Source organism: Streptacidiphilus sp. MAP12-33 (assembly GCF_041261265.1).
GTDB lineage: Bacteria > Actinomycetota > Actinomycetes > Streptomycetales > Streptomycetaceae > Streptacidiphilus.
The window spans coordinates 26,365-48,858 of record NZ_JBGCCA010000037.1 but is presented as its reverse complement, the minus strand read 5'-3'; the positions used below and the strand labels follow the sequence as shown (position 1 = coordinate 48,858).

The 22,494-nt window shown below is 73.5% G+C and carries 21 protein-coding genes; 11 read left to right on the top strand and 10 right to left on the bottom strand.

Going from position 1 to position 22,494, the window contains the following annotated elements:
* Positions 1–21 precede the first annotated feature (21 nt).
* Positions 22–333, bottom strand: a complete 312-nt coding sequence (locus ABH931_RS31060; RefSeq protein ID WP_370120640.1) for a hypothetical protein — start codon at positions 331–333, stop codon at positions 22–24.
* 58 nt (positions 334–391) lie between these two features.
* Here ABH931_RS31060 and ABH931_RS31055 point away from each other — a divergent pair, with 58 nt between their 5' ends.
* A complete protein-coding gene (locus tag ABH931_RS31055; RefSeq protein WP_370120637.1) occupies positions 392–2,104 on the top strand; it encodes a class I adenylate-forming enzyme family protein in 1,713 nt (570 codons plus the stop codon).
* Positions 2,105–2,116: 12 nt separating this feature from the next.
* On the top strand, positions 2,117–2,674 hold the full coding sequence (locus tag ABH931_RS31050) for a GNAT family N-acetyltransferase (RefSeq protein WP_370120634.1): 558 nt from the start codon (positions 2,117–2,119) through the stop codon (positions 2,672–2,674).
* 7 nt (positions 2,675–2,681) lie between these two features.
* On the opposite strand, the gene ABH931_RS31045 is transcribed toward ABH931_RS31050, so the two are convergent.
* The 3 genes from ABH931_RS31045 to ABH931_RS31035 are packed head-to-tail and all read right to left on the bottom strand — an operon-like array spanning position 2,682 to position 5,423.
* Entirely contained in the window at positions 2,682–3,140 is a 459-nt protein-coding gene (locus tag ABH931_RS31045; RefSeq protein WP_370120631.1) for an SCP2 sterol-binding domain-containing protein, read from the bottom strand.
* Between the two features lie 38 nt (positions 3,141–3,178).
* Positions 3,179–4,069 carry a MaoC/PaaZ C-terminal domain-containing protein gene (locus tag ABH931_RS31040; protein ID WP_370120628.1) on the bottom strand — a complete coding sequence of 297 codons (891 nt, stop codon included), beginning with the start codon at positions 4,067–4,069 and terminating at the stop codon, positions 3,179–3,181.
* A 4-nt stretch (positions 4,070–4,073) separates the two neighbouring features.
* On the bottom strand, positions 4,074–5,423 hold the full coding sequence (locus ABH931_RS31035; RefSeq protein WP_370120625.1) for a 3-oxoacyl-ACP reductase: 1,350 nt from the start codon (positions 5,421–5,423) through the stop codon (positions 4,074–4,076).
* Between the two features lie 77 nt (positions 5,424–5,500).
* Between ABH931_RS31035 and ABH931_RS31030 the strand changes: the two genes are divergently transcribed.
* The 3 genes from ABH931_RS31030 (at position 5,501) to ABH931_RS31020 (ending at position 10,723) form a co-directional block, all read left to right on the top strand.
* Positions 5,501–6,796 carry an acetyl-CoA C-acetyltransferase gene (locus ABH931_RS31030; protein WP_370120621.1) on the top strand — a complete coding sequence of 432 codons (1,296 nt, stop codon included), beginning with the start codon at positions 5,501–5,503 and terminating at the stop codon, positions 6,794–6,796.
* A 179-nt stretch (positions 6,797–6,975) separates the two neighbouring features.
* Positions 6,976–8,910, top strand: coding sequence for a long-chain fatty acid--CoA ligase (locus ABH931_RS31025; protein WP_370120618.1), 1,935 nt, complete (start codon positions 6,976–6,978; stop codon positions 8,908–8,910).
* Positions 8,900–10,723 (top strand): GMC oxidoreductase, encoded by a 1,824-nt coding sequence (locus ABH931_RS31020; RefSeq protein WP_370120615.1) that lies wholly within the window; start codon positions 8,900–8,902, stop codon positions 10,721–10,723. Before ABH931_RS31025 ends, ABH931_RS31020 begins: the two co-directional genes overlap by 11 nt.
* On the opposite strand, the gene ABH931_RS31015 is transcribed toward ABH931_RS31020, so the two are convergent.
* On the bottom strand, positions 10,668–11,612 hold the full coding sequence (locus ABH931_RS31015; RefSeq protein ID WP_370120612.1) for a pseudouridine synthase: 945 nt from the start codon (positions 11,610–11,612) through the stop codon (positions 10,668–10,670). The two genes, ABH931_RS31020 and ABH931_RS31015, sit on opposite strands and share 56 nt — an antisense overlap.
* A gap of 461 nt (positions 11,613–12,073) precedes the next feature.
* Here ABH931_RS31015 and ABH931_RS31010 point away from each other — a divergent pair, with 461 nt between their 5' ends.
* Positions 12,074–13,726, top strand: coding sequence for a purple acid phosphatase family protein (locus ABH931_RS31010; RefSeq protein WP_370120609.1), 1,653 nt, complete (start codon positions 12,074–12,076; stop codon positions 13,724–13,726).
* A 221-nt stretch (positions 13,727–13,947) separates the two neighbouring features.
* Positions 13,948–14,649, top strand: coding sequence for a pentapeptide repeat-containing protein (locus tag ABH931_RS31005; RefSeq protein ID WP_370120604.1), 702 nt, complete (start codon positions 13,948–13,950; stop codon positions 14,647–14,649).
* Here ABH931_RS31005 and ABH931_RS31000 read toward each other — a convergent pair.
* The 4 genes from ABH931_RS31000 to ABH931_RS30985 all read right to left on the bottom strand — a co-directional run bounded on the left by ABH931_RS31000 (position 14,621) and on the right by ABH931_RS30985 (position 18,804).
* Positions 14,621–15,946: a PHB depolymerase family esterase gene (locus tag ABH931_RS31000; protein ID WP_370120601.1), complete on the bottom strand. Its 1,326-nt coding sequence runs from the start codon at positions 15,944–15,946 to the stop codon at positions 14,621–14,623. The two genes, ABH931_RS31005 and ABH931_RS31000, sit on opposite strands and share 29 nt — an antisense overlap.
* Positions 15,947–16,097: 151 nt before the next feature.
* The gene (locus ABH931_RS30995; RefSeq protein ID WP_370120598.1) at positions 16,098–16,277 is read right to left on the bottom strand and encodes a hypothetical protein; all 180 of its coding nucleotides are present in this window, start codon (positions 16,275–16,277) and stop codon (positions 16,098–16,100) included.
* 219 nt (positions 16,278–16,496) lie between these two features.
* Positions 16,497–18,194, bottom strand: a complete 1,698-nt coding sequence (locus ABH931_RS30990; protein WP_370120595.1) for a CHAD domain-containing protein — start codon at positions 18,192–18,194, stop codon at positions 16,497–16,499.
* Between the two features lie 91 nt (positions 18,195–18,285).
* Positions 18,286–18,804, bottom strand: coding sequence for a MarR family winged helix-turn-helix transcriptional regulator (locus ABH931_RS30985; protein WP_370120592.1), 519 nt, complete (start codon positions 18,802–18,804; stop codon positions 18,286–18,288).
* 85 nt (positions 18,805–18,889) lie between these two features.
* On the opposite strand from ABH931_RS30985, the gene ABH931_RS30980 reads away from it, so the two are divergent.
* From ABH931_RS30980 to ABH931_RS30965, 4 genes are all read left to right on the top strand, one after another.
* Entirely contained in the window at positions 18,890–19,444 is a 555-nt protein-coding gene (locus tag ABH931_RS30980; RefSeq protein ID WP_370120589.1) for a YceI family protein, read from the top strand.
* Positions 19,445–19,501: 57 nt separating this feature from the next.
* Entirely contained in the window at positions 19,502–19,984 is a 483-nt protein-coding gene (locus ABH931_RS30975; RefSeq protein ID WP_370120586.1) for a type II toxin-antitoxin system PemK/MazF family toxin, read from the top strand.
* A gap of 79 nt (positions 19,985–20,063) precedes the next feature.
* Complete coding sequence (locus tag ABH931_RS30970) at positions 20,064–21,056, top strand: alpha/beta fold hydrolase (RefSeq protein ID WP_370120583.1); 993 nt, start codon at positions 20,064–20,066, stop codon at positions 21,054–21,056.
* Between the two features lie 16 nt (positions 21,057–21,072).
* The gene (locus tag ABH931_RS30965; RefSeq protein WP_370120580.1) at positions 21,073–21,810 is read left to right on the top strand and encodes a hypothetical protein; all 738 of its coding nucleotides are present in this window, start codon (positions 21,073–21,075) and stop codon (positions 21,808–21,810) included.
* Positions 21,811–21,828: 18 nt separating this feature from the next.
* Here the strand turns inward: ABH931_RS30965 and ABH931_RS30960 are convergent, their stop codons facing one another.
* Positions 21,829–22,470, bottom strand: a complete 642-nt coding sequence (locus tag ABH931_RS30960; RefSeq protein WP_370120577.1) for a FadR/GntR family transcriptional regulator — start codon at positions 22,468–22,470, stop codon at positions 21,829–21,831.
* Positions 22,471–22,494 lie beyond the last annotated feature (24 nt).

Genomic DNA, 22,494 nt, shown 5'->3' with positions numbered 1-22,494 from the left:
ATCGGCCACCCGCCGCCGCGGTTACGCGTCGACCTCGGCCGGGTGCCGTTGGCCGTGGTCGCCGTCCGCGGCGCCCGCCGGTTCTCCCGCCGTGGCGCGGTCCAGCAGGCCGTGGACGCTCGACAGGATGGCGATGCCGGCCAGGAGCACCCCGGCGGCCAGGTAGAACGGCACGTGCACGTTGTCGTGCTCGACCAGCCTGCCCGCCGCGAAGGGCGCCAGACCGCCGCCGATGAAGCGGACGAAGCCGTACGCCGCGGAGGCGACGGGCCGCTCGACCGGGGAGACGCCCATGACGGCCTGAGTGAGCGCGGTCGGTTCTGTCGGTTGCATTGTCAGACCGTCTGGGGGCGCCTAGCTTGGCGAACACCCACCCGAAGGGAGACCTGGGTTGAACCGTGCCCTGTGGCCCGCCGGCCTGCCCCGCACGCTCGACTATCCCCGCACCGGACTCCACACCCTGCTCGCCTCCGCCGCCCGCGCGTACGGCGCGCGCGACGCGCTCGTCGACGGCGAGGAGCGGCTGACCTTCTCCGAGCTGTACGAGAACGCCCTCCGCTGCGCGCAGGGACTGCGCGAGCGTGGCGTGGGCCCCGGCGACGTGGTCGCCCTGGTCCAGCCCAACAGCCTCTGGTATCCGGTCACCTACCACGGCACCCTGCTCGCCGGGGCGACCGTCTCCGCAGTCAACCCGACCCAGCCGACCGACTCGCTGGCCGCCGCCCTCGACGAGGTCGGCGCGAAGGCGCTCGTCACGCATCCGGCCGTGCTGCCCGCACTGCGACCGCTGCTGGAGGCGCAGCCGTCGCTCCTCGCCGTGCTCGTCCCGCCGACGGCGACCGCGCCCGGCCCCGAGGGGGGAGATCCGCACACCGTCCCGCTCGCGGACCTGCTCGCCGCCGATCCCGCGCCCGCGACGCCGCGTACCCCCGACGACCTCGCCCACCTCGCCTTCACCGGCGGCACGACCGGACGCTCCAAGGCCGTGCGGGTGCGCGACCGGCACCTGTGGGCCAACGTGCTCCAGGGCCTGTGCGCGCGCAGCGCCGTGCTGCCGGACTACGACGCCGACGGACTGGTCACGCTGCGCCCGGTACCCGAGGCCGTCACGCCGTGGACCGGGACGCCGGGCGACGACACGGTCGTCAACGTGGTGCCGCTGTTCCACGCCATGGGCCTGGTCAGCCACAACATCGGGCTGCTGGGCGGGACCACCGTCGTGGCCCACGGGCGGTTCGACCCGCGCGAGTTCCTCGCCTCGATGGTGCGCCACGGAGCCACCGGGCTGACCGGCTCGCCGGCCATGCACCACGCGCTGCTGGCCGCGGTCGACGCCGGCTCCTACGACCTGCGGGCCGTCCGTCTGGTCAACTCCGGCGCGGCGCCGCTCGATTCGCCGACCATCGCACGGATGACGGCGGCCTACCCCAACGCGGCCGTCGCCGAGGGGTACGGGCTCACCGAGGCCACGATGGCGCTCACCTTCGTCACCCCGGACCGCGACCACCCGACGCCGCCCGGCTGCGTGGGCGTGGCGCTGTTCGACACCGACCTGGAGATCCGCGACCTCGCCGACCCGGCCAAGCCGCTACCCGTGGGCGAGACCGGCCTGGTCTTCGCGCGCGGTCCGCAGGTCACCGACGGCTACCTCGGCCGCCCGGAGCTCACCGCCGAGCAGTGGGTGGACGGGTGGCTCGCGACCGGCGACATCGGCCGACTCGACGAGGACGGGCAGCTGTTCCTCTCCGGGCGGGCGAAGGACATGCTGATCTACAAGGGCTACAACGTCTACCCGACGCAGCTGGAGGAGGTCCTCGCCGCACACCCGGCGGTGGCGCAGGCCGCCGTGATCGGCGCGCCGCACCCCGACGCGGGCGAGATCCCCGCCGCCTACGTGGTGGCGCGCCCCGGCGCCGAGGTGAGCGCCGAGGAGCTGCTGGAGTTCGTGGCCGCCCGGGTCGCGCCCTACCAGCGGGTCCGCGAACTGCGCTTCCTCCCCGCGCTGCCCGTCTCGGCGGCCGGCAAGATCCTCAAGACGGAGCTGCGCGCCCTGCGGGCCCGTCAGGAGGAGGCGGACACCGACCCGGTGGCCGACGCCTCATGACACAGTGGCCGCATGCCTGATCATCTGGATGCGGGGGAGGGCCTGCGGCTGCGGCCGTGGGCGAAGCGTGACGCGGAGGCGGTGCTGACCGCCTTCGCCGACCCGCTGATGCGGGGCCAGGCCGCCGAGCCCGTCGACTCGCCGGAGGCGGCGGCCCGGTGGGTGGACCAGCAGGCGCGGCGGTGGGAGGCGGAGCAGGCGTTCGCGTTCGCCGTGGTGCGGGGTGCGGGCGGCGCCGAGCAACTGCTCGGCAACATGGCGGTCGGCGCCGTCGACCGCCGTCACGGCACCGGCTGGGTCTCCTACTGGACGACGCCGGGCGCGCGGGGCGGGGGTGTCGCCACGCGCGCCTGCCGGTCGCTGTCGCGCTGGGCCCTGGACGAGGCGGGGCTCGGGCTGTTCCGGCTGGAGCTCGGCCACCGCGTCAACAACCCCGCCTCGTGCCGGGTCGCGACGGGCGCCGGCTACCTGGTCGAGGGGCTGGAGCGGCAGAAGCTGGCCTACGAGGGCGTCCGCTACGACGTGGAGCTCCACGCCCGGCTGGCCACCGACCCGGAGCCCACGTCCTGACGTCGCGTCACGCCCTCGGGATGTCGAAGTAGTGCGTCAGCCGGGCCGCCAGGGTGAGGTCGCCGACGACCTTGAGCCGGCGCGAGAAGAACAGCGTGATCGGGTTGGCGTTGCCCGAGACGAGGTTCAGGAACTCGGTGTCGCCCAGCACCAGCGTCACCTTCGGCGTCGCCTCGGTGCGGCCCTCGGTGACGGTGCAGCTGCCCTGGTCGATGGCGGTCTCGAAGACGGTCCCCTCGTCCGCGCCGACCTTCCAGCGGATCACCGCGGAGGTCTGCCCGGCGTTCTCGGGGCGGAACTGGCTCTCCATCCGGGCGAAGACCTCGCGCAGAACGCGCAGGCGCAGCGCGGTGTCCTGCACGGCCTCCTTGATCTCCCTGGCGGACAGGCCCTTGACGATGCGGGCGAACTCCTGCGGCGTGACGGCGGTGAAGTCGAGGTCGGCGAGGCCGGCGGTGTCGGTCATGGGACGGCTCCTGGAGGGTGGGTGGGATGCGGCGCGGTTCAGTGCGGGTTGAGACGGCCGAGCAGGTGGCGCTGCGCGCCGCTCGGGTCGGTGACGTGGAAGGCCCAGCCGTTCCCGCCGATCCGGGCGGCGGCGAACCGGACGCTGCCGGGGAGCAGCACGGGCCGCCGGAAGTCGACACCGACGGTGAACGCGTCCGGCAGGCCGCCCTCGGCCTGTTCCAGTGCGGCGAGCGCCCGGGCCTTGGACCACATGCCGTGGGCGATGGCGCGGCGGAAGCCGAACAACCGGGCGGCCAGCGGGTGCAGGTGGATCGGGTTGCGGTCGCCCGAGACCGCGCCGTAGCGGCGGCCGAGATCGGGGGCGAGCGGCCAGGTCTCCTCCAGCAGCGCCGGGGGGAGGTCCTCCTCCACGGTGCGCGGGGCCGCGCCGCCGCCGGGGCCGCGGTGGAGATAGGTGCTGACGGAGCGCCAGACGACGTCGGCAGAGCCGGCCGCGCGGGCCTCGGCGACGATCTCGAAGACGCGGCCCTTGCTGTGCTGGCGCGGCGCGGTGGAGCGGACCAGGTGGTCCAGCGACTCGTCCGGGGTGATCGGCCGCACCTGCTCGACGCGGTTGGCCAGATGGACCAGGCCGAGCACCGGCAGCGGGAAGTCGCGCGCGGTCATCAGGGCCATGCTGAGCGGGAAGGCCGTCAGATGCGGGAAGGCCGCGGGCAGCCGATCGCCGCCCGCGGCGTAGCCGCACACCTCCCGGTAGGCGCGCAGGCGCTCCGGATCGGGGACGGCGCCGCGCAGTTGGACCGCGCCCTCACCGGCGAGCGGCGCGTGGCGCCGCGGCCTGGGCCGCACGGCCCGCGCGTACAGGCCCAGGGTGCCTGGCAGGGACGAGAGTTCACGCACGGCGGGCTCGGTGGTCGTGGTGGTCATCCGGTCAGGCTCCCAGCAGGGCCTGGCCGCAGACGCGCAGCACCTGCCCGGTGATCCCGGCCGCGCCGGGGGAGGCGAGGAAGGCGACGGCCTCGGCGACGTCCACCGGCTGCCCGCCCTGGCTCAGGCTGTTGAGGCGACGGCCCGCCTCGCGGACGAACAGCGGGACGGCGGCCGTCATCTGTGTCTCGATGAAGCCCGGCGCCACGGCGTTCACGGTGATCCCGCGCCCGGCGACGGCCTCGTCCCGGGCCACGGCCTGGACCAGCCCGATCAGACCGGCCTTGCCGGCCGCGTAGTTGGTCTGCCCGACGTTCCCGGCGATCCCGCTGATGGACGAGGTGCACACGATGCGCCCGTCCTCGCGCAGGACCGGTCCGCCCTCGGCCGTCGCGTCCAGCAGCGCCTCGTCGAGCCGCTCCACCGCCGTCAGGTTGACCGCGACGACCGCGTCCCACTGGCCGGGCTCCATCCGGCCGAGGGTCCGGTCGCGGGTGATGCCCGCGTTGTGCACGACGATGTCGACCCCGCCGTGGTGCCGCGTCAGGTCGTCCACCACCCGGTGCGGGGCGTCGGCGTCGGTGAGGTCGGCCTCCAGCGCCCGGCCGCCCACGCGCTCGGCGGTCGCGCGCAGCTCCGCGCCCTGGGCGGGTACGTCCAGGCAGACCACCGTCGCGCCGTCGGCGGCGAGCGTCGCCGCGACGGTGGCGCCGATCCCGCGCGCGGCGCCGGTGACCAGCGCGACCCGGCCCGCGAGCGGGCGGTCGAAGGAGCCGGAGGGCGGCGTCGGGGTGGCGGTGACGCGCAGGGTCTGTCCGGAGACGTAGGCGCTGCGCGGGGAGAGGGCGAACCGCAGCGGCGCGGCGAGCCCCTCCTCCGCCTCCGGCGCGACGAGGAGCAGGTGGGCGGTGGCGCCGCGCTTCAGCTCCTTGCCGACGGAGCGGACGAAGCCCTCCAGCGCCCGCTGCGCGGCCGCCTCGCGCGCGTCGGTGGCGAGCTCGGGCGGCGTGCCGAGGACGACCACGCGGCCGTTCGGCGCGAGGGAGCGGATGCGCGGGTGCAGGAACGCGTACACCTCGCGGAGCCGCTCGCTCGTGGTGACGCCGGTCGCGTCCAGCACCAGGGCGGCGGGAACGTCGGCCTGGTCGGGGGCGTCGACGCCCCACTCGGCCAGCAGCGCCCGGACGGGCTTGCCGAGCCGCCCGCCCTCGGCCGCGCCGGCCAGCACCGGACCGGGCACGTCCGGACCGCCGTCCTGGCGGCGCCTCAGCGGCTCGGGGCGGGGCAGGCCCAGGCGCGCGGCGAGGAACCGTCCCGGGCCGCCCGCGGTCCACGAGAGGTAGCGGTCCGGCATCTTGATTTCTCCTTACGGCTGAGTAAGTTTACTAGAGAGTAAGTACTTTGCCGCCCGCCGCACAAGGAGCCGTCGCCGTGCCGTCATCCCCACCCCCGACCGTGCGCCGCGTCGCGATCCTGGGCGGCAACCGGATCCCCTTCGCGCGCGCCGACGGCCCCTACGCCACCGCGTCCAACCAGCAGATGCTGGGCGCCGCGCTGGACGGCCTGGTCGAGCGGTTCGGTCTGGGCGGGGCGCGGATCGGCGAGTTCGTCGCCGGCGCGGTGCTCAAGCACAGCCGCGACTTCAACCTCGCCCGCGAGACCGTCCTCGGCAGCCGCCTCGACCCGCGCACCCCCGCCTACGACGTGCAGCAGGCCTGCGGCACCGGTCTGGAGGCGGTGATCCTGGTCGCCAACAAGATCGCGCTCGGTCAGCTCGACGTCGGCGTCGCGGGCGGCGTCGACACCGCGAGCGACGCCCCCCTGGGCGTCAACGACGACCTGCGGCAGGTGCTGCTCACCGCGCGCCGCGCGCGCTCCCTCGGCGGCCGGGTCCGCGCGCTGGCGGGCGTCCGCCCGCGCCACCTGGTCCCCGACATCCCGCGCAACGCGGAACCGCGCACGGGCCTGTCCATGGGCGAGCACGCCGCCCGCACCGCCGCGCAGTGGCACGTCCCGCGCGCCGAACAGGACGCGCTGGCGGCCACCAGCCACCAGCGGCTCGCCCGGGCGTACGAGGACGGCTTCTTCGCCGACCTGGTGACACCCTTCCGGGGCCTGGACCGGGACCAGAACCTGCGCCCCGACAGCAGCGTGGAGAGACTGGCCCGGCTGAAGCCCGTCTTCGGCGGTCCCGACGGCACGATGACGGCGGGCAACTCCACCCCACTGACGGACGGCGCGGCCACGGTCCTGCTGGCGAGCGAGGAGTGGGCGGCGGCGCGCGACCTCCCCGTCCTTGCGTACCTCACGCACGCGCGCACCGCGGCGGTCGACTTCGTGCCGGGAGAGGACGGGCTGCTGACGGCCCCCGTCTTCGCCGTCCCCGAGCTGCTGCGGGCAGCGGGGCTGACCTTCGCGGACATCGACCTCTTCGAGATCCACGAGGCGTTCGCCTCGCAGGTCCTCGCGACGTTGGCGGCGTGGCAGAGCGGGCCGTTCTGCAAGGAACGGCTGGGCCTGGACTCGCCACTCGGCGAGGTGGACCGCGACCGGTTGAACGTGTACGGCTCCTCGCTGGCCACCGGGCATCCGTTCGCGGCGACGGGCGGCCGGATCGTGGCCACGGCGGCGAAGGCGCTGGCGCGGCGCGGCGGCGGCCGGGCACTCGTCTCCGTGTGCGCGGCGGGCGGCCAGGGTGTCACCGCCCTCCTGGAGTACCCCCACTAGGGGTGCGAGGCCCCGCTCGATCAACTGCGTGCGCGAGCGACCCACTGCGGGCGGATGGCCCCGTTCACACGGGATCTGACCGCACAAGGCCGGCTTGCCGCGCGCGCAGTTGATCGAGCCGGGCCCCGCGCCCCTGAGGCAAGTGCAACGTCCCTCCCACCGCACAGGAGCCGCCGCGCATGGGTAACACGTTCTTCTCGGACCTCAGAGCCGCCCGCGCGAGGCCGGACCTCTCGGAGCGCGTGCGACTGACCCTCACCACCGACGCCGAAGGCGTCGTGCGGGAGGTCGGCGCGGCAGCGCTCGTGCCGCCGCTCGCGCACGGGAGCCTCGCCGACGTCCCGTTCGACAACGCGCTCTCCGCCCCGGACTCCGTCGCCCTGCGACGCCCGCACGACGGCGCGTGGCAGCCGGTCAAGGCCAAGGACTTCGCCGCCGACGCCGCGAGCGCGGCGAGGGGCCTGGTCGCGGCCGGCGTCGAGCGGGGCGAGCGGGTGGCGCTGATGGCGCGCACGCGCTACGAGTGGACCGTCCTGGACTTCGCCGTCTGGGCGGCCGGCGGGCAGACCGTGCCGGTGTACCCGACCAGCTCCGCCGAGCAGGTGGAGTGGATCCTGCGCGACTCCGGCGCGGTGCTGCTGCTGGTGGAGAGCCCGGAGCTGGTCAAGCTCACCTCGGCCGTCGTGGACGGCCTGGAGACGCCGCTCCGCCTCGCCGTGCCGTCCGTCGACGAGGACCTTCTCGGCTTCCTCGCCGACCTGGGGCACGAGGTGCCCCACGCGGAGCTGGAGCGACGCCGCGCCGCGCTCACGCCGGAGACGATCGCGACGCTCGTCTACACCTCCGGCACCACCGGGCGGCCCAAGGGCTGCGTGCTCACCCACGCGAACCTGCACGCCGGATCGGCCAACCTGGTCGAGCTGCTGAAGCCCGTCTTCGTCGAGGCCACCCACCAGCAGCCCACGACGCTGATGTTCCTGCCGCTCGCGCACGTCCTCGGACGGATGCTGCAACTGGCCTGCCTGCTCGGGCAGATCACCGTCGGGTTGTTCCCCGGCATCAAACCGGACGAGCTGCGGCCCGAGCTGGAGCGGTTCGGGCCCACGTTCCTCGTGGCCGTGCCCTACTTCTTCGAGAAGGTCCACGACACGGCGCGGGCGATGGCCGAGCGGATGGGACGCGGCGCCTCCTTCGTGCGGGCGGACCGGATCGCCGTGGCCTACGGGCGGGCGGAGATGGCACGCCTCCTCGGCGGCGGCCCCGGGCCCGACCTCGCGTTGCGGGCCGCGCACACGCTCTACGACCTGCTGGTCTACCGGCGGGTGCGCAAGGCGCTGGGCGGTTCGGTCCGCTACGCGATCAGCGGCGGCTCCGCGTTGGACACCCGGCTGGCGATGTTCTTCTTCGGCTGCGGCATCGTCATCTACCAGGGCTACGGACTCACCGAGACCAGCGCCGCCACGACCGTGACGCCGCCGCTGGACCCGCGTCCGGCCAGTGTCGGGCGTCCCGTCCCCGGGGCGACGATCCGGATCGCCGAGGACGGGGAGGTGATGCTGCGGGGAGGCAGCGTCTTCTCCGGCTACTGGAACAACCTGGAGGCCACCCAGGCCGCCCTGCCCGGCTCCTGGCTGGCCACCGGCGACCTCGGCGAGCTGGACGCGGACGGCTACCTCACCATCGTGGGCCGCAAGAAGGACATCCTCGTCACCAGCGGCGGCAAGAACGTCTCGCCGAGCCAGCTGGAGGACCGGCTGCGCAGCAGGCCGCCGGTCGGGCAGTGCATGGTCGTCGGCGACGGGCGCCATTACGTCGCCGCGCTGGTCACCCTGGAACCGGAGGCGATGGAGCACTGGCTCGGCGTCCGCAAGCGGCCGCCCGGCACGCCCTTCGCCGAGCTGCGCCGCGATCCGGAGCTGCTGGCGGACGTGCAGGCCGCCGTCGACTACGCCAACGAGGCCGTCTCGCGGGCCGAGTCGATCCGCCGTTTCGTGCTCGTCGAGGGGGAGTTCAGCGAGGAGAACGGGATGTTGACCCCGTCCCTGAAGGTCAGGCGCCACGCGGTGGCGGCCGCGTACGCCCGGGAGATCGAGGAGCTCTACGGTGAGCACTGAGGTTCGGCCGGACGACGGCTGCGAACACGGCGACGACTACGACGTGGTGATCGTCGGCTCCGGCTTCGGCGGCTCCGTCGCCGCGCTGCGGCTGACCGAGAAGGGCTACCGGGTCTGCGTGCTGGAGGCCGGCCGCCGGTTCACGCCGGAGACGCTGCCGCGCGACTCCTGGGACCTGCGCAACTACCTGTGGGCGCCGGCCCTCGGCTGCTACGGCATCCAGCGCATCCACCTGCTGGGCAACGTCATGGTGCTGGCCGGGGCGGGCGTGGGTGGCGGCTCGCTCAACTACGCCAACACCCTCTACGTGCCGCCCACCGCCTTCTTCGAGGACCGGCAGTGGGCGGGCATCACCGACTGGGAGCAGGAGTTGGCACCCTGCTACGCGCAGGCGCAGCGGATGCTGGGGGTGCGGACCAACCCGACCGTCACCGAGGCGGACGAGTACCTGCGGGCGACCGCCGAGTCCATGGGCGTCGGCCGCAGCTTCCGGCTCACGCCGGTCGGTGTGTTCTTCGGTGACGGCCAGGACGCGGACGGCCGCTGCAAGGCGGCGCCCGGCGGTGCGGTCGCGGACCCGTACTTCGGCGGGGCCGGGCCCGAGCGGCGGGCCTGCACCGAGTGCGGTGAGTGCATGACCGGCTGCCGTCACGGCGCCAAGAACACCCTCACCCAGAACTACCTCCACTTGGCGGAGCGGGCGGGGGCCGAGGTGCGGCCGCTGACGACCGTCGTCGGGTTGTGTGAACGCCCGGGCGGCGGCCACGCGGTGACAACCGTGCCGACCGACCGCCGTCGGCGTGGCGCGCGCACCGTTGTGAACGCGCGGCAGGTGGTGCTGGCGGCAGGGACCTACGGGACGCAGACGCTGCTGCACCGGATGCGCGCGAGCGGCGCGCTGCCGCGCCTGTCGCCGCGACTCGGGGAGCTCACCCGGACCAACTCCGAGGCGCTGGTGGGCGCGCTGACGTTCCCGCGGCGCTACCGCAGGGCGCCGGGTAAGGGCCGGGACGCGCAGCTCGACCTCACTCGCGGGGTCGCCATCACCTCCTCCATCCATCCGAACGCCACCACCCACATCGAGAACGTTCGCTACGGCAAGGGCTCGAACGCGATGGCGCTGATGAGCGTGCCGCAGTACGCCGTCGGCGGGCGCGTCCCCAAGGCGCTCGCCGCCGCCTGGGTCTACCTGCGGCATCCGGGCATGGTGCTGCGGACCCTCACCACGCGCCGCTGGTCGGAGCGGACGATCATCGGCCTGGTCATGCAGACGCACGACAACTCGCTGACGACCTTCCTGCGCCGCCGCCGGCCCGGCAGGGGGCTGTTGACCGCGGAACAGGGACACGGCGTGCCCAACCCGGTTCACATCCCCGAGGGCTGGGAGGCCGCCCGGCATCTGGCCGGGCAGATCAACGGGTTCGCCGGGACCAACATCGGCGAACTGCTGGGCATGCCGCTCACCGCGCACTTCCTCGGTGGCTGCCCGATCGGCGCCGACCCGGAGCACGGCGTCATCGACCCCTATCATCGCCTCCACGGCCACCCGGGTATCTCGGTGGTGGACGGCTCGGCCGTCTCGGCCAACCTGGGCGTGAACCCGTCGCTGACCATCACGGCGCAGGCCGAGCGGGCCATGTCGCTCTGGCCCAACCGCGGTGACCGCGACCCGCGCCCGGCCCCGGGCGAGGCCTACCGGCGGCTCCGACCCGTCGCCCCCCGGCGGCCGGCCGTCCCGGCGGGCGCGTTCGGCGAGCTCACGCTGGGGGAGACCCGGGAGGGGGCCACGCCGCCAGCGTCCGGCGGCTCGTGAAGCGCAGCTCCTCGCCGGTCACCGGGTCGGTGAACGCCAGCACCGCGGCCAGTAGTTGCAGCGGATCGGTGAAGTCGTCCGGCGCGCGCTCGGGCAGCACGACGGGGTAGACCGGGTCGTTCAGGATCGCGATGCTCAGCCCGCTCATGTGCAGGCGCAGCTGGTGGGTGCGCCCGGTGGCCGGCAGCAGCCGGTACCGGGCGAGCCCGCCCCGGTGCTCCAGCAGCTCGATGCGGCTTTCCGCATTGGGTTCGGCGTCCGGCAGTTCGTGTGCGGCGATGATGCCGCGCACTTTGACGATATGGCTGCGCACCGTCGTCGGGAGGTCGAGCTCCGGGCGGTGGGGGGCGATCGCCAGGTACTCCTTGTGCACCCGGCGCTCGGCGAAGAGGCCCTGGTAGCGGCCGCGGTGGGCGGGCTGGACGACGAAGAGCGCGAGCCCGGCGGTCAGCCGGTCCAGGCGGTGTGCCGGGCTGAGCTCCGGCAGGTCCAGCTCGCGACGGAGCCGGGCCAGGGCCGTCTCGGTGATGTGGCCGCCGCGCGGCGTCGTGGCGAGGAAGTGCGGCTTGTCGACGACGACCAGCCGGTCGTCGCGGTGCAGCACGTCGAGGGCGAAGGGGACCGGGGTCTCAGGGGCGAGTTCGCGGTGGAACCAGAGCCAGCCGCCGGGCCGGTAGGGCGCGTCGGGCGCCAGCGGCCCGTCCTCGCCCCAGATCTCCCCCTCGGCGAGCATCGCGTCGAACACGCCCGGCGGCACGGCGGGAAGGCGCTCGGCGAGGTAGGCGCGCACGGTGGGCCAGTTGCCGTCGACGGGGAGGCGGAGCCGGACCGGGTCGATGCCCTGGCGCTGCGGGAGCGGCGAGGGCGGCGCAGGATGCCTTCGTCGCATGGGCTCAGCCTAGCTCCGTCACCTGGGACAACAGCGGGCGGCCTGCGGTCGGAGCGGTGATCACGAGGCACCGAAGGTGTCGCGGGCAGCGCGGGGCGGGCGGTCCACCCCCGTTGTCCGGCACCGGCCTTGACCTTCCGCGTCGCCCGAGGGCCGCCCGTGTCGTCGTTGAACTCGCTGAGGAATATATCAGGCGAATCAAGCGAATTGGACACTTGGGGCAAACCGCTTGCGGTGTCAGGCAGAACGTCAACGTACCACCTTCGAGATCATCATCCGGTCCGGCGTGTCGGGGCTTGCGTGGGTCCCGGTGCCCGTGGTTGGGCGCTTCGGACGGACCCCGCCCGGCGCCGCGCGCCATCCGCCGTTCACCCGTCGGACGCCCGCGCGGACCGGTCCGGGCACGCACCGGCCCTAGCGTGGGCGGGTCCTGCCGGTCCGAAACGCCCTCAGGAGTCCTGGTGAACGACGCCACACCGGATCTGCCCCGTACGGCCGACGATTCGTCAATCCAAGGTGACGCTTCGTCAACGCACGTTGACCGACGTACCGCTCTGCGCCTGGCCGGAGCCGGTGGCGCGCTCGCCGTCGGCGCGAGCCTGATCGGCGCGCCCGCCGCGCGCGCCGCCACCCCCGGCGCGCCGTCCGCGGGCTCGCCCCTGCTGATGACCGAACCCGAGGCGCTCGGCGCCCCGCCCGTCGAAGGCCTGCACCTCACCTTCGGCGAGGACCCGGCCACGCAGATGACGGTCAGTTGGACCACCGACGGTCAGGTCCGCGACCCGCACGTGAGATACGGCACATTCGACGGCGGCTTCGGCCGCAACGTCGGCGCCGAGACCGTCACCTACGTCGACGGCGTCAGCGGACGCACCGTCTACATCCACCACGCGCGCCTGCAGGGCCTCGCGCCCGACACCTTCTACACCTACGCCGCGATGCACAGCGGCGCCCGCCCCGACTCGGGCACCTTCCGCACCGCCCCGCGTGGCCGACGGCCGCTCACCTTCACCAGCTTCGGCGACCAGTCCGTCCCCAACACCGTCTGGCAGGCGGACGGAAAGGGCGGCTTCGCCGTCGTCGACGCGGGCATCGGCTCGCCCGCCTCCGCGGACATCGTCGCCGGCGTGGAGAAGGTCGACCCGCTGTTCCACCTCCTCAACGGCGACCTCTGCTACGCCAACATCAGCGCCGACCGGCTGCGCACCTGGCAGGGCTTCCACGCCAACAACACGCGCAGCGCGCGCTACCGGGCCTGGATGCCGGCCGCGGGGAACCACGAGGACGAGCAGGGCAACGGCCCGATCGGGTACGCCGGTTACCAGGCGCGCTTCGCCCTGCCCCGCAACGGCTCCACGGACGCCGAGACGGCCGGGCTCTGGTACTCGTTCACGGCGGGCTCGGTACACGTCGTGGTGCTGCAGAACGACGACGTCGCGTACCAGGACGCCGGCGACAACTACGTCAACGGCTACAGCGGCGGCGCGCAGGCCGCCTGGCTGGAGGCGGACCTGCGGCGGGCGCGGGCGAACAGCGGCATCGACTGGATCGTCGTCTGCATGCACCAGGTGATGATCAGCTCCGCCGACGCCAACGGTTCGGACCTGGGCCTGCGGCAGCTGTGGGGCCCGCTGTTCGACCGCTACGGCGTCGACCTGGTCCTCTGTGGCCACGAGCACCACTACGAGCGTTCGCTCGCGGTCCGCGGCGTCGTCGGCGGCAGTGAGGTGCTCACCCCCAACCCCGTCTCCGACGCGACCGACTCGATCGACACCTCGCTCGGCACGGTGCACATGGTCCTGGGCGGCGGCGGCACCTCCTCCCCGTCGAACGGCAAGCTGTTCGCCCCGGGCAAGGGCAAGGTCCTCACGAGCGTGGGCGCGGTCGGCGCGAACGGCAAGCGCACGCCGGTCTACGTCTTCGAGGACACCCCGTGGTCGGCGTTCCGCGACGCGGAGCACGCGTACGGCTTCGCCGCGTTCACGGTGGACCCGGGCCGTCACGCGGGTGACACCACCCGCATGCACGTGACCTACTACAACGTGGCGCAGCCGGACGGGGCGATCTCGGCGCTGGAGAGCTTCGTGCTGCACCGCAGGCGCTCGGACGCGTAAGCGTCTTTCCGGGGCGCGGGGCTCTGCCGACATGCGGCTCCGGCTCGTGGGCGCGAGCCACCCACCCGGGCGGACGGCACTGTCCGCCCGGGATCTCGAGGCGGTGGGAGGGGGTCCCCCGGCCGAAGGCCGGGGGACTGTCGCGCACGCAGTTCATCGAGCAGAGCCCCGCGCCCCGGATGGTGCGGGGTCCTGTCAGTGCACCCGGTTAGCCTGCGTTCATGGCTACTCCCCGCACGCTTGACGAACTGCCCTTCGCGCCGCACCTGCGCCGTTTCGCCGGCAGCAGCCTCAGGGACGCGCGCTTCGACACCGTGCACATCGACGGGGCCGAGTTCGTCGACGAGCGGGTGGAGGAGGTGAGCTTCGTCGAGGCCGCCGTCTCCGCGAGCTCGTTCGAGCAGGTGCGGATGCGGCGGGCCCGGCTGAACGACGTGTGGTTGCAGGGCGTGCGGATGGTGGGGTGCGACCTCGCGGAGAGCAACTGGCTCGACGTGGAGGCGATCGGCGGGGTGCTCGCGGGGCTGGAGTGCCACGGTGCGGGCCTGCGGCGGGTGGTCTTCCACGGGTGCAAGTTCGACTCGGTCAACCTGCGTGGAGCCAAGCTGCACGAGGTGGTGTTCCACGACTGCGTCCTGCGCGAGGTGGATTTCTCCGGCGCCGCGCTGACGGAGTGCGCCTTCCCCGGCAGTCGGCTGGAGCAGGTCCACCTCCATCAGGCCAAGCTGACGGAGGTGGACCTGCGCGAGGCCGAGCGGATCGAGCTCGCCGACGGGGTCGACGCGCTGCGAGGCGCCGCGGTCACGCCGATGCAGTTGCTGGAGCTGGCCCCGGCGCTCGCCGCCGCGCTCGGGTTGACCGTGCGCGAGGCCGGGGAGCCCCTCAAGGCCGCGGTCAGGCGGGGCAGCCGGAGTCGGCGATGACGTAGTAGCCGGCCGAGGTCTCCTCCAGGGTGTGGCTGTAGAAGACGTTGTCCAGGCCCATGCTCGCGTTGGAGCCGTTGGCGTAGGCGATGCCGCCCACGTCGTGGGCGCGGCCGGCGGTCACCTGGGCGTAGTTCGAGCCGGTGTAGCAGCTCGGCGTGTACGTCGGGGAAGCCGAGGCGCTCGGGGACGCGGAAACCGGCGCGGACGGCGACGCCGACGCGGACGCGCTCGCCGAGGGGGAGGGCGAGGCCGACGCGGAAGCGGACGCGCTCGCCGAGGGCGACGGGCCAGTCCCGGTGATGCCCCAGAACTGCGCTGTGTAGTAGGACGAGCAGATGTAGTTGAGGAAGTACGCCCCCGTCGCCCCGCACTGCGCGCTGCCGGAACCGGGGTTGACCGCGAGGCCGTGGCCCATGCCCGAGATCTGGTAGAGCTCCACCGCGGGGTTGCCGCTCGCGTCGTCGTAGACGCTCTCCGTCGTGCCGCCCGTCAGCGACTGGGTGCTGGAGGCCGTCTGGGAGACGCCCCAGACGTTGGTCCACTGGTCGCGCAGCTCCGTCGCGTTGACGGGGTAGACGGTGTAGTCGGAGGTGCCCTGCCAGATCGCGACGCGCGGCCACGGGCCGCTGTAGCCCGAGTCGGAGCCGCGGACCTTGTCGCCCCACTGGGCCGGGGTGAGGTTCTGGTTGTTGTCCTGGCAGCCGGAGGCCGCGTTCTGCGAGGTGGCGCACTGGGCGGGCAGGCCGGAGTCGATCGCGCCGCCCGCGAAGACGTCGGGGTAGTCGGCGAGGAGGTCGGCCGTCATGCCGGCGCCCGCCGAGAGGCCGGTGACGAAGACCCGCTTGCTGTCGGAGTGGTACTGCCCGGTCGCGTAGTCGACCATCGCCTTGACCGACGCGGCCTCGCCGTTGCCGCGGGTGTCCTTGGTCGAGTCGAACCAGGAGAAGCAGGAGAGGGAGTTGTTGGTGCTGTTCGTCTGCGGGAAGACGACGGCGAAGCCGTACTGGTCGGCGAGCTGCGCCCAGCCGGAGTCGTTGTAGTAGTCCGTCGCCGTCTGGGTGCAGCCGTGCAGGGCGACGACGAGCGGCGCGCCGCTCGCCAGACCGGCCGGGGCGTACTCGTACATGGCGAGGTTGCCCGGGTTGCTGCCGAAGGAGCTGACCTGGGTCAGCGAGCCGGAGTTGGCGTTCGCGGCGCCGGGGGCGGCGAGCAGACCGGCGACGGCCAGCCCGGCCGTGGCGAGGGCGGCGAGCACGGCTCTGTGTCCGCGCAGCAGGGACGTACGAGGGAACATGTCGGGCTCCTGGGGTGGGGGAGTGGCCACCCGGAACCTAGAAGCGGAGCCGTCGGGCCCGACATGTGGGCGCGCACCACAGCAGGGCCCGGCTCATGGCGGACCGTCACGCAGACGTGTGCCCAGGTGGTGATCGCCCTCGGAACTCCGCTCAGAACTCGTCGTCCCCGTGGTCCTCGTCGCAGTACTCGGGGTGCTCGCAGGCGTCGCCCGGCACGACGAGCTGCAGCCGCGGGCGGGGCAGCCAGCCCGCCTCGGCCAGCAACTGGGCCTGGGAGTCGACCGACGGGGCCGTCTCGTCGTGGGTGAAGGAGAACGAGTCCACCAGCATCGGATCCTCCGAGCGTCTCGTGGCGGCATGGCGGTGCGGCGGCCTTGCAGTGTGGCGGCCTTGCGGCATGGCGGTGCTGCGGCCTTGCGGTGTGGCGGTGAGCGGCGGCCAGGACTGTGCGCTGCCTGTGCTCGCGACACTAGGGCAGAAATCGGCCCCCGCCGCCGGAGTTCACCCGCAGTTCCACCGATTGTGGGACCCGGGCAGGCCCGGTTCCCCTCACTTCACCCGCACGGCACCCGCCACGGCCTGTGCGCCGGGCACCTCCGCCTCGGCGGCGGCGACCGCGTCGCGCTGGCGGACGTAGAGGACGCCGTAGCCGAAGCCGGGCTCGCCGGCCCGGTGCGCGGACGCGGCCAGCTCGGGGAGCGCCTGCGCCGCCATCAACGCGTCCTGGCGTTCGCCGAGCACGGTCTGCAGGCCCTTCATGGCCGCGGCGAAGAGCGGCCGGGCTGCTCCCTCGCCCGCGTAGCGGGCCCGCTTGGCGGCGCGGCGGGCGGCGTGCATGGCCTCGTCCCGCTCGGTCCCGTGCGGCAGCGCCAGCGCCTGGGCGACACGTCGGCACGCGCGGCGCCGCTCGCGGCTGAGCAGCCGGTGCACCTCGGCGGCCGCCGGGCGTCCGGCGCGGCGTCGCAGCGGCGGCCGCGCCGCGAGCCGCTCCAGCGCGTCGAGCAGCGCGAAGTAGCGGGCGCCCTCCAGCTCGCGGATCGTGAGCCGCCAGGCGGTCCGGTAGCCCTGGCGTGACCACGCCTTCAGCCGCCGTCGCATGGGGCCGGGACGCTCCGCGCGGTCCAGGGCGTCGAGGTCGCGCAGCAGCCGCTCGCCCAGGACCTCGCGGTCGCGCGCGGTGCCGAGGGTGTGCCCGAGCCAGCGCAGCTCCTCCTCCAGGGCCGCCAGGGACGTGAGCCCGCCTGCGGCGTCCGGACGCAGCAGCCGCTCGTGCACCCGCAGCGTGCTGCGCAGGCGCCGCGCGCAGATCCGCATCTGGTGCACGGCGTCGGGGCGGTCCCGGCGCACCTCGGCGTCCTGCGCCAGCAACTGCCCGACCTGTTGCCGCAGCAGCGCGGTGAGCAGCGCCCCCACACTCCCCGGTGCCGGCTCGCTCCAGGGCTCGCCGCCCGCCTTGTCGCCCGCCTCGCCGGCCGCCTCGCGGCCGGGCACGTCGTCCGGCTCGTCGCCCGGCTCGTCGCCCGGCGCGGCGGACACCGCGGTGACCGCCGGGGCCGGGCCGAGGGCGCGGGCGAGCTTCGACGCGCTCGCGCTGCGGTGCAGCCCGGCCGCGAGGAGTCGCTCCTCGACGGCGTCCAGCAGCGTTCCCTCGCCGTCGACGAGCTCCGCCTCGACCTCCTGCCAGCGCTGCTCGTGCCGGACCGCGCCGGACGGGTCCAGCGCGTGCGCCGTCACGGTGTCCTCCGCCAGCTCGGCGAGGACGCGGTCGGCACCGTCGGTCAGCAGGGTGCGGCGCCGCTCGGTGGCGAGGCGGGCGATCGGCGCCAGCTCCGCCGCTCGGCTGTAGGCCCGCACCCGCGCGAGGAAGTCGGCGGGGACGTGGGTGGGGACGTCCGTGGGGGTCGCGGTCGCGGCCGCGTCCGGTTCCGGCGAGCCGAGCGGGAGCTGGAGTTCCAGGCGTGCACCGTCGGCGGCCGGGAGCTTGAGATGCCAGCCGGCGTCGTGGCCACCGGTGCGGCGGCGCAGCGTGATCCGGTGCGCGAGCAGACGCAGGTCGGGCGTGTCGTAGTAGACGGCGCGCAACTGCTCGGTCCCGGCGGTGACGGCGGTCACCTCGACCGGGACGAGCGAGGGCAGGGACGCGGTCGCCTCCCCCTCGTACTTGCGCTCGCGTTCGAGATGGCCCTCGGCGGCAGGCGGGTCGGACCGCCGCGCCGGGGGCTTGCCGACCGTCGTCTTCCGGGCCATCGTCCGCGCTCCCATCCAGGATCTTCCCGGCGGCACCGGCGCTCACGCCCGGGGCATCCGTCCTGTTCGGCGTTGGCTGTCGCTTTCCCGTTCAGTTTTCCGGGTCGAGGGACGGGCAACCCTGCATGGCCCCGAGAATCCGTTCGGAGATCGCGGTCAGCTGCGTCACCTGCTCACTCGTGAGCGGGTCGAAGAAGAGGGTTCGTACCAGCTCGACGTGGCGCGGTGCGGCGGCCTCGATGGAGCGGCGGCCGGCGTCGGTGATCAGGACGAAGGAGCCCCGGCCGTCCTCGCTGCACTCGGCGCGGTCGATCAGGCCGCGCTTGACCATGCGGGCCAGGTGGTGCGAGAGCCGGCTCTTCTCCCACTGCAGGCCGCGGGCCAGCTCCAGGACGCGGACCCGGCCCTCGGGCACGTCGGTCAGGACGACCAGGACGGAGAAGTCGGCGAGGGAGATGTCGGACTCGGCCTGTATCTGCCGGGCGAGCTGGGCGTCGAGCTCCTGCCGCATGCGCAGGAAGGTGCGCCACAGGTGCTGTTCCTCGGGGTTCAGCCAGCGGGGCTCGGCCCCGTCGGCGGGGGAGGTCTGGGTGTGGGGAGAGGTGGTCATGAGGAAATTCTACCCCCATTGGTTGACACGTCACCCACAGTGGGTGCACTCTGTAGATGACGGATCAACCACTTTGGAGGCCATCATGAGCACCACGACCATCACCCCGGCGCACACCGGCACCTACACCATCGACCCGGCCCACAGCCGTATCGGCTTCGTCGCCCGTCACGCGATGGTCACCAAGGTGCGCGGCTCCTTCAACCGCTTCACCGGCGACGTGCAGGTCGACGCCGGGGCGCCGGAGAACTCCAAGGTCAACCTGGTCATCGAGGTCGACAGCATCGACACCCGCAACGCCGACCGCGACGGCCACCTGCGCACCAACGACTTCCTCGACGTCGCCAACCACCCGGAGATCACCTTCCGCTCCAAGAGCGCCGACTTCGACGGCGAGAGCCTGGAGCTCACCGGTGACCTGACCGTCCGCGGCGTGACGCAGGAGATCACCGTTCCGTTCTCCTTCGAGGGCACCGCGACCGACCCGTTCGGCAACCAGCGCATCGGCTTCGAGGGCCAGCACGCGATCAGCCGCAAGGACTACGGCATCACCTGGAACGCCGCGCTGGAGACCGGTGGCGTCCTGGTCAGCGACAAGATCGTGCTCGAGTTCGAGATCTCCCTGGTCAAGAACGCCTGAGAGTTCTTCCTGAAGCTCCGCCTCCACTTGGGGCGTCCGGGGCGTTAGCCTTGCCGCATGATCGGTCTGACTGGCGCTCACCAAGATGAACACGCAGAGAATCCCGGCCGCTACGGCTCCACCGCCACGATCGAGGTGGAGCCGCGCGGCCTGCGCGTCGTGCACATGAGCTACGCGCCCCGGCACGACAGCGACCCCGACCCCGGCGAGATCGTCTGGACCTGGGTGCCCTTCGAGGAGCGCGACGGACGCGGCAAGGACCGCCCCGTGCTCATCGTCGCCCGCGAGCACGCGGGCACGGTGCTGGCGGTCGAGTTGACCAGCAAGCGCCACGACGGCTCGACCGGCGACGACGTCGCCGAGTGGGTCGCCCTCGGCGAGGGTCCCTGGGACCGCGAGGGCCGCGACTCCTGGGTCAACCTCGAGCGCGTCTTCCGCCTCCACCCCGCCGGCATGCGCCGCGAGGCCGCCGCCCTCGACCTGGACCGTTTCACCATCGTCGCCGCACGCCTGATGCACCTCTACGCCTGGCAGGTCTGAGCTCCGGAGTCCCTGTTCTCATGCTCCGTCAATCCGCCTAGGCTGAGCGGGTTGACGGAGTACGAACGAGGGGGCGGTCTTGTCCGCGCAGGCGATCGAGCACCACGACATCCGGGTCAACGGCATCACCCTGCACTACGCGGCGGCGGGCGAGCCCGACGCGCCGCTGGTCGTGCTGCTGCACGGCTTCCCCGAGTGCTGGTACTCCTGGCGCCACCAGCTCCCGGCCCTGGCCGCGGCCGGCTACCGCGTCGTCGCACCCGACCAGCGCGGCTTCGCGCGCAGCGACGCGCCGGCGGACGTCGGCCTGTACAGCCTGCCCCACCTGGTCGGCGACGTCGTCTCGTTGACGCGCGCGCTGGGCGCGGAGCGGTTCGCGGTGGTCGGGCACGACTGGGGCGCCCCCGTCGCCTGGCAGACGGCGCTGCTCCGCCCCGACCTGGTCCGCGGCGTCGTCGGGCTGAGCGTCGCGCCGCCGTTCCCGCGCCAGGGGGACACGCCGCCGCTGGCGGTGATGGACGCGCTGTTCGGCGGGCGCTTCTACTGGAACTACTTCTGCCGTCCGGGCCTCGCGGACGCCGAGTTCGCCGCCGATCCCGACCGGACCTTCCGGGCCTTCCTCAACGGCGCCAGCGGTGACAACCCCCGCAACGACCCGCAGCCGCCGCAGCCGCTCACCCAGCCGGACGGCACCTTCCTCGGCCACCTCGACGACAGCAAGAACCTGCCGTCCTGGCTGACCGACACCGACATCGCCGCCTTCGTGGCGGAGTACGCGAAGAACGGCTTCACCGGCGGCCTCAACTGGTACCGCAACCTGGACCGCAACTGGGAGTTGTCGGCCGCCTGGGACCGCCTCCCGCTGACCGTCCCCGGCCGCTACATCCTCGGCGACCGCGACCTCGTCGGCACCTTCCCCGGCATGGCCGACGCGATCGCCGCGCTCCCGCAGCTGTATCCGACCCTCCAGCCGACGCTGACCCTGCCGGGCTGCGGGCACTGGACCCAGCAGGAGCGCCCGGAGGAGGTCAACGCGGCACTGCTGGAGTTCCTGGCCGGATTGGACGAATGATCCCTATGATCCACCGGTGCCCATGACCGAGATCGTCACCACCGCCTCCCGTCCCGACCTCCACCGGCAGGCCAGGGCCGCCCTGCGGGGCGGTTGGCCGACCTTCGTGCTGCACGACCCCGTCTCGAACGACCACCGGGACCAGGTGGGGGCCTACTTCGGTGACTACGACGTGCTGCTGCTGGAGGACGGCGAGGTCGTGGCCGACGGCCGGGCGGTGGCGCTGCGGTGGGACGGCGCCACCGCGACGCTGCCGGAGGGTTACGACGGCGCGCTGGTCCGGGCGGTGGCGGAGCACGAACAGGGCGCCGCGCCCGACACGCTCTGCGTCCTGGCCGTCACCGTCCGGCCGGACCGCACGCGTGGCGGGATGGCCGGAAGGGTGATCACCGCGCTTCGCGACCGCGCCGTCGACGCCGGCTTGGCGCGGGTGATCGTGCCGGTGCGACCCGCTCTCAAGGCCCTGTATCCGCTCACCTCGATGGCGGACTTCGCCGCCTGGACGCGCGAGGACGGCCTGCACCTCGACCCGTGGATCCGCACCCACCAGCGCCTCGGCGCCACGGTCCTCGCACCCGCCCCGCGCTCCATGGTCGTGCCGGGGACGGTCGCGCAGTGGGAGAAGTGGACCGGCATGGCCTTCCCCCAGTCCGGCTCCTACGTGGTGCCGGACGCACTCGACCTCGTCGAGATCGACCGCGAGCGCGACCGCGGGCACTACGCCGAGACCAACCTCTGGATGCGGCACCGGTAGACCCGCCGGTGAAGGGGCCTACGCCTCGACGATGACGAGCGCCGCCGCGGCCGCCGCCGCCGGGTCCCCGTCGGTGACGGCCTGGAGCAGGTCCGTGTGGGCCGACGAGGTCGAGTGCTGCATGTGGTCCGCGACGATCACGTCGTGCAGGGCCTCGCTCATGCTGCGGTAGAGGTCGCTGAGCAGGCGGTTGTGCGAGGCCTGCGCGACACGCAGGTGGAACTCCACGTCGGCGTCGGCGAAGACCTCCAGCTCGCCCGCCCCGAACGCCGCCTCGCGCCGCGCCGCGACCTCGCGCAGCTGCGCGAGGTCCGCGTCGGTGCGGCGCGAGGCCGCCAGGCGCGCGGCGAGGACGTCGAGGCCGCGGCGGACCTCTGCGATGTCGCGCTCCGCGACCGAGTCCAGCATCCGGCCGATCGCGACACTGGATTCGTCCGTCGCGGTGACGAAGGTGCCCGCGCCCTGGCGGGTGGCGAGCAGGCCGGTGTGGACCAGGGCCCGAACCGCTTCGCGCACGGAGAGCCGGGACATGCCGAGGGTCTCGGCCAGCTGGGCCTCGGAGGGGATCTTCTCCCCGACGCTCCAGCTCCCCTTGGCGATCTCGCCGCGGATCTCCGCGATGGCGGCCTCGACCAGCGAGCTGCGACCCACGTTCCTCATCTTCACTCTTCCCGAGTCATCTGA

Excerpts from the sequence above, each read along its gene's own strand:
- ABH931_RS31040 (WP_370120628.1), bottom strand. The coding sequence starts at position 4,069 with ATGACCACCACGACCACCGAGCCCGCCGTGCGTGAACTCTCGTCCCTG.
- ABH931_RS30960 (WP_370120577.1), bottom strand. The coding sequence starts at position 22,470 with ATGAGGAACGTGGGTCGCAGCTCGCTGGTCGAGGCCGCCATCGCGGAG.
- ABH931_RS30990 (WP_370120595.1), bottom strand. The coding sequence starts at position 18,194 with ATGGCCCGGAAGACGACGGTCGGCAAGCCCCCGGCGCGGCGGTCCGAC.
- ABH931_RS31015 (WP_370120612.1), bottom strand. The coding sequence starts at position 11,612 with ATGCGACGAAGGCATCCTGCGCCGCCCTCGCCGCTCCCGCAGCGCCAG.
- ABH931_RS30995 (WP_370120598.1), bottom strand. The coding sequence starts at position 16,277 with ATGCTGGTGGACTCGTTCTCCTTCACCCACGACGAGACGGCCCCGTCG.
- ABH931_RS30980 (WP_370120589.1), top strand. The coding sequence starts at position 18,890 with ATGAGCACCACGACCATCACCCCGGCGCACACCGGCACCTACACCATC.
- ABH931_RS31000 (WP_370120601.1), bottom strand. The coding sequence starts at position 15,946 with ATGTTCCCTCGTACGTCCCTGCTGCGCGGACACAGAGCCGTGCTCGCC.
- ABH931_RS31025 (WP_370120618.1), top strand. The coding sequence starts at position 6,976 with ATGGGTAACACGTTCTTCTCGGACCTCAGAGCCGCCCGCGCGAGGCCG.
- ABH931_RS31060 (WP_370120640.1), bottom strand. The coding sequence starts at position 333 with ATGCAACCGACAGAACCGACCGCGCTCACTCAGGCCGTCATGGGCGTC.
- ABH931_RS31045 (WP_370120631.1), bottom strand. The coding sequence starts at position 3,140 with ATGACCGACACCGCCGGCCTCGCCGACCTCGACTTCACCGCCGTCACG.
- ABH931_RS31050 (WP_370120634.1), top strand. The coding sequence starts at position 2,117 with ATGCCTGATCATCTGGATGCGGGGGAGGGCCTGCGGCTGCGGCCGTGG.
- ABH931_RS31035 (WP_370120625.1), bottom strand. The coding sequence starts at position 5,423 with ATGCCGGACCGCTACCTCTCGTGGACCGCGGGCGGCCCGGGACGGTTC.
- ABH931_RS31005 (WP_370120604.1), top strand. The coding sequence starts at position 13,948 with ATGGCTACTCCCCGCACGCTTGACGAACTGCCCTTCGCGCCGCACCTG.
- ABH931_RS30975 (WP_370120586.1), top strand. The coding sequence starts at position 19,502 with ATGATCGGTCTGACTGGCGCTCACCAAGATGAACACGCAGAGAATCCC.
- ABH931_RS30985 (WP_370120592.1), bottom strand. The coding sequence starts at position 18,804 with ATGACCACCTCTCCCCACACCCAGACCTCCCCCGCCGACGGGGCCGAG.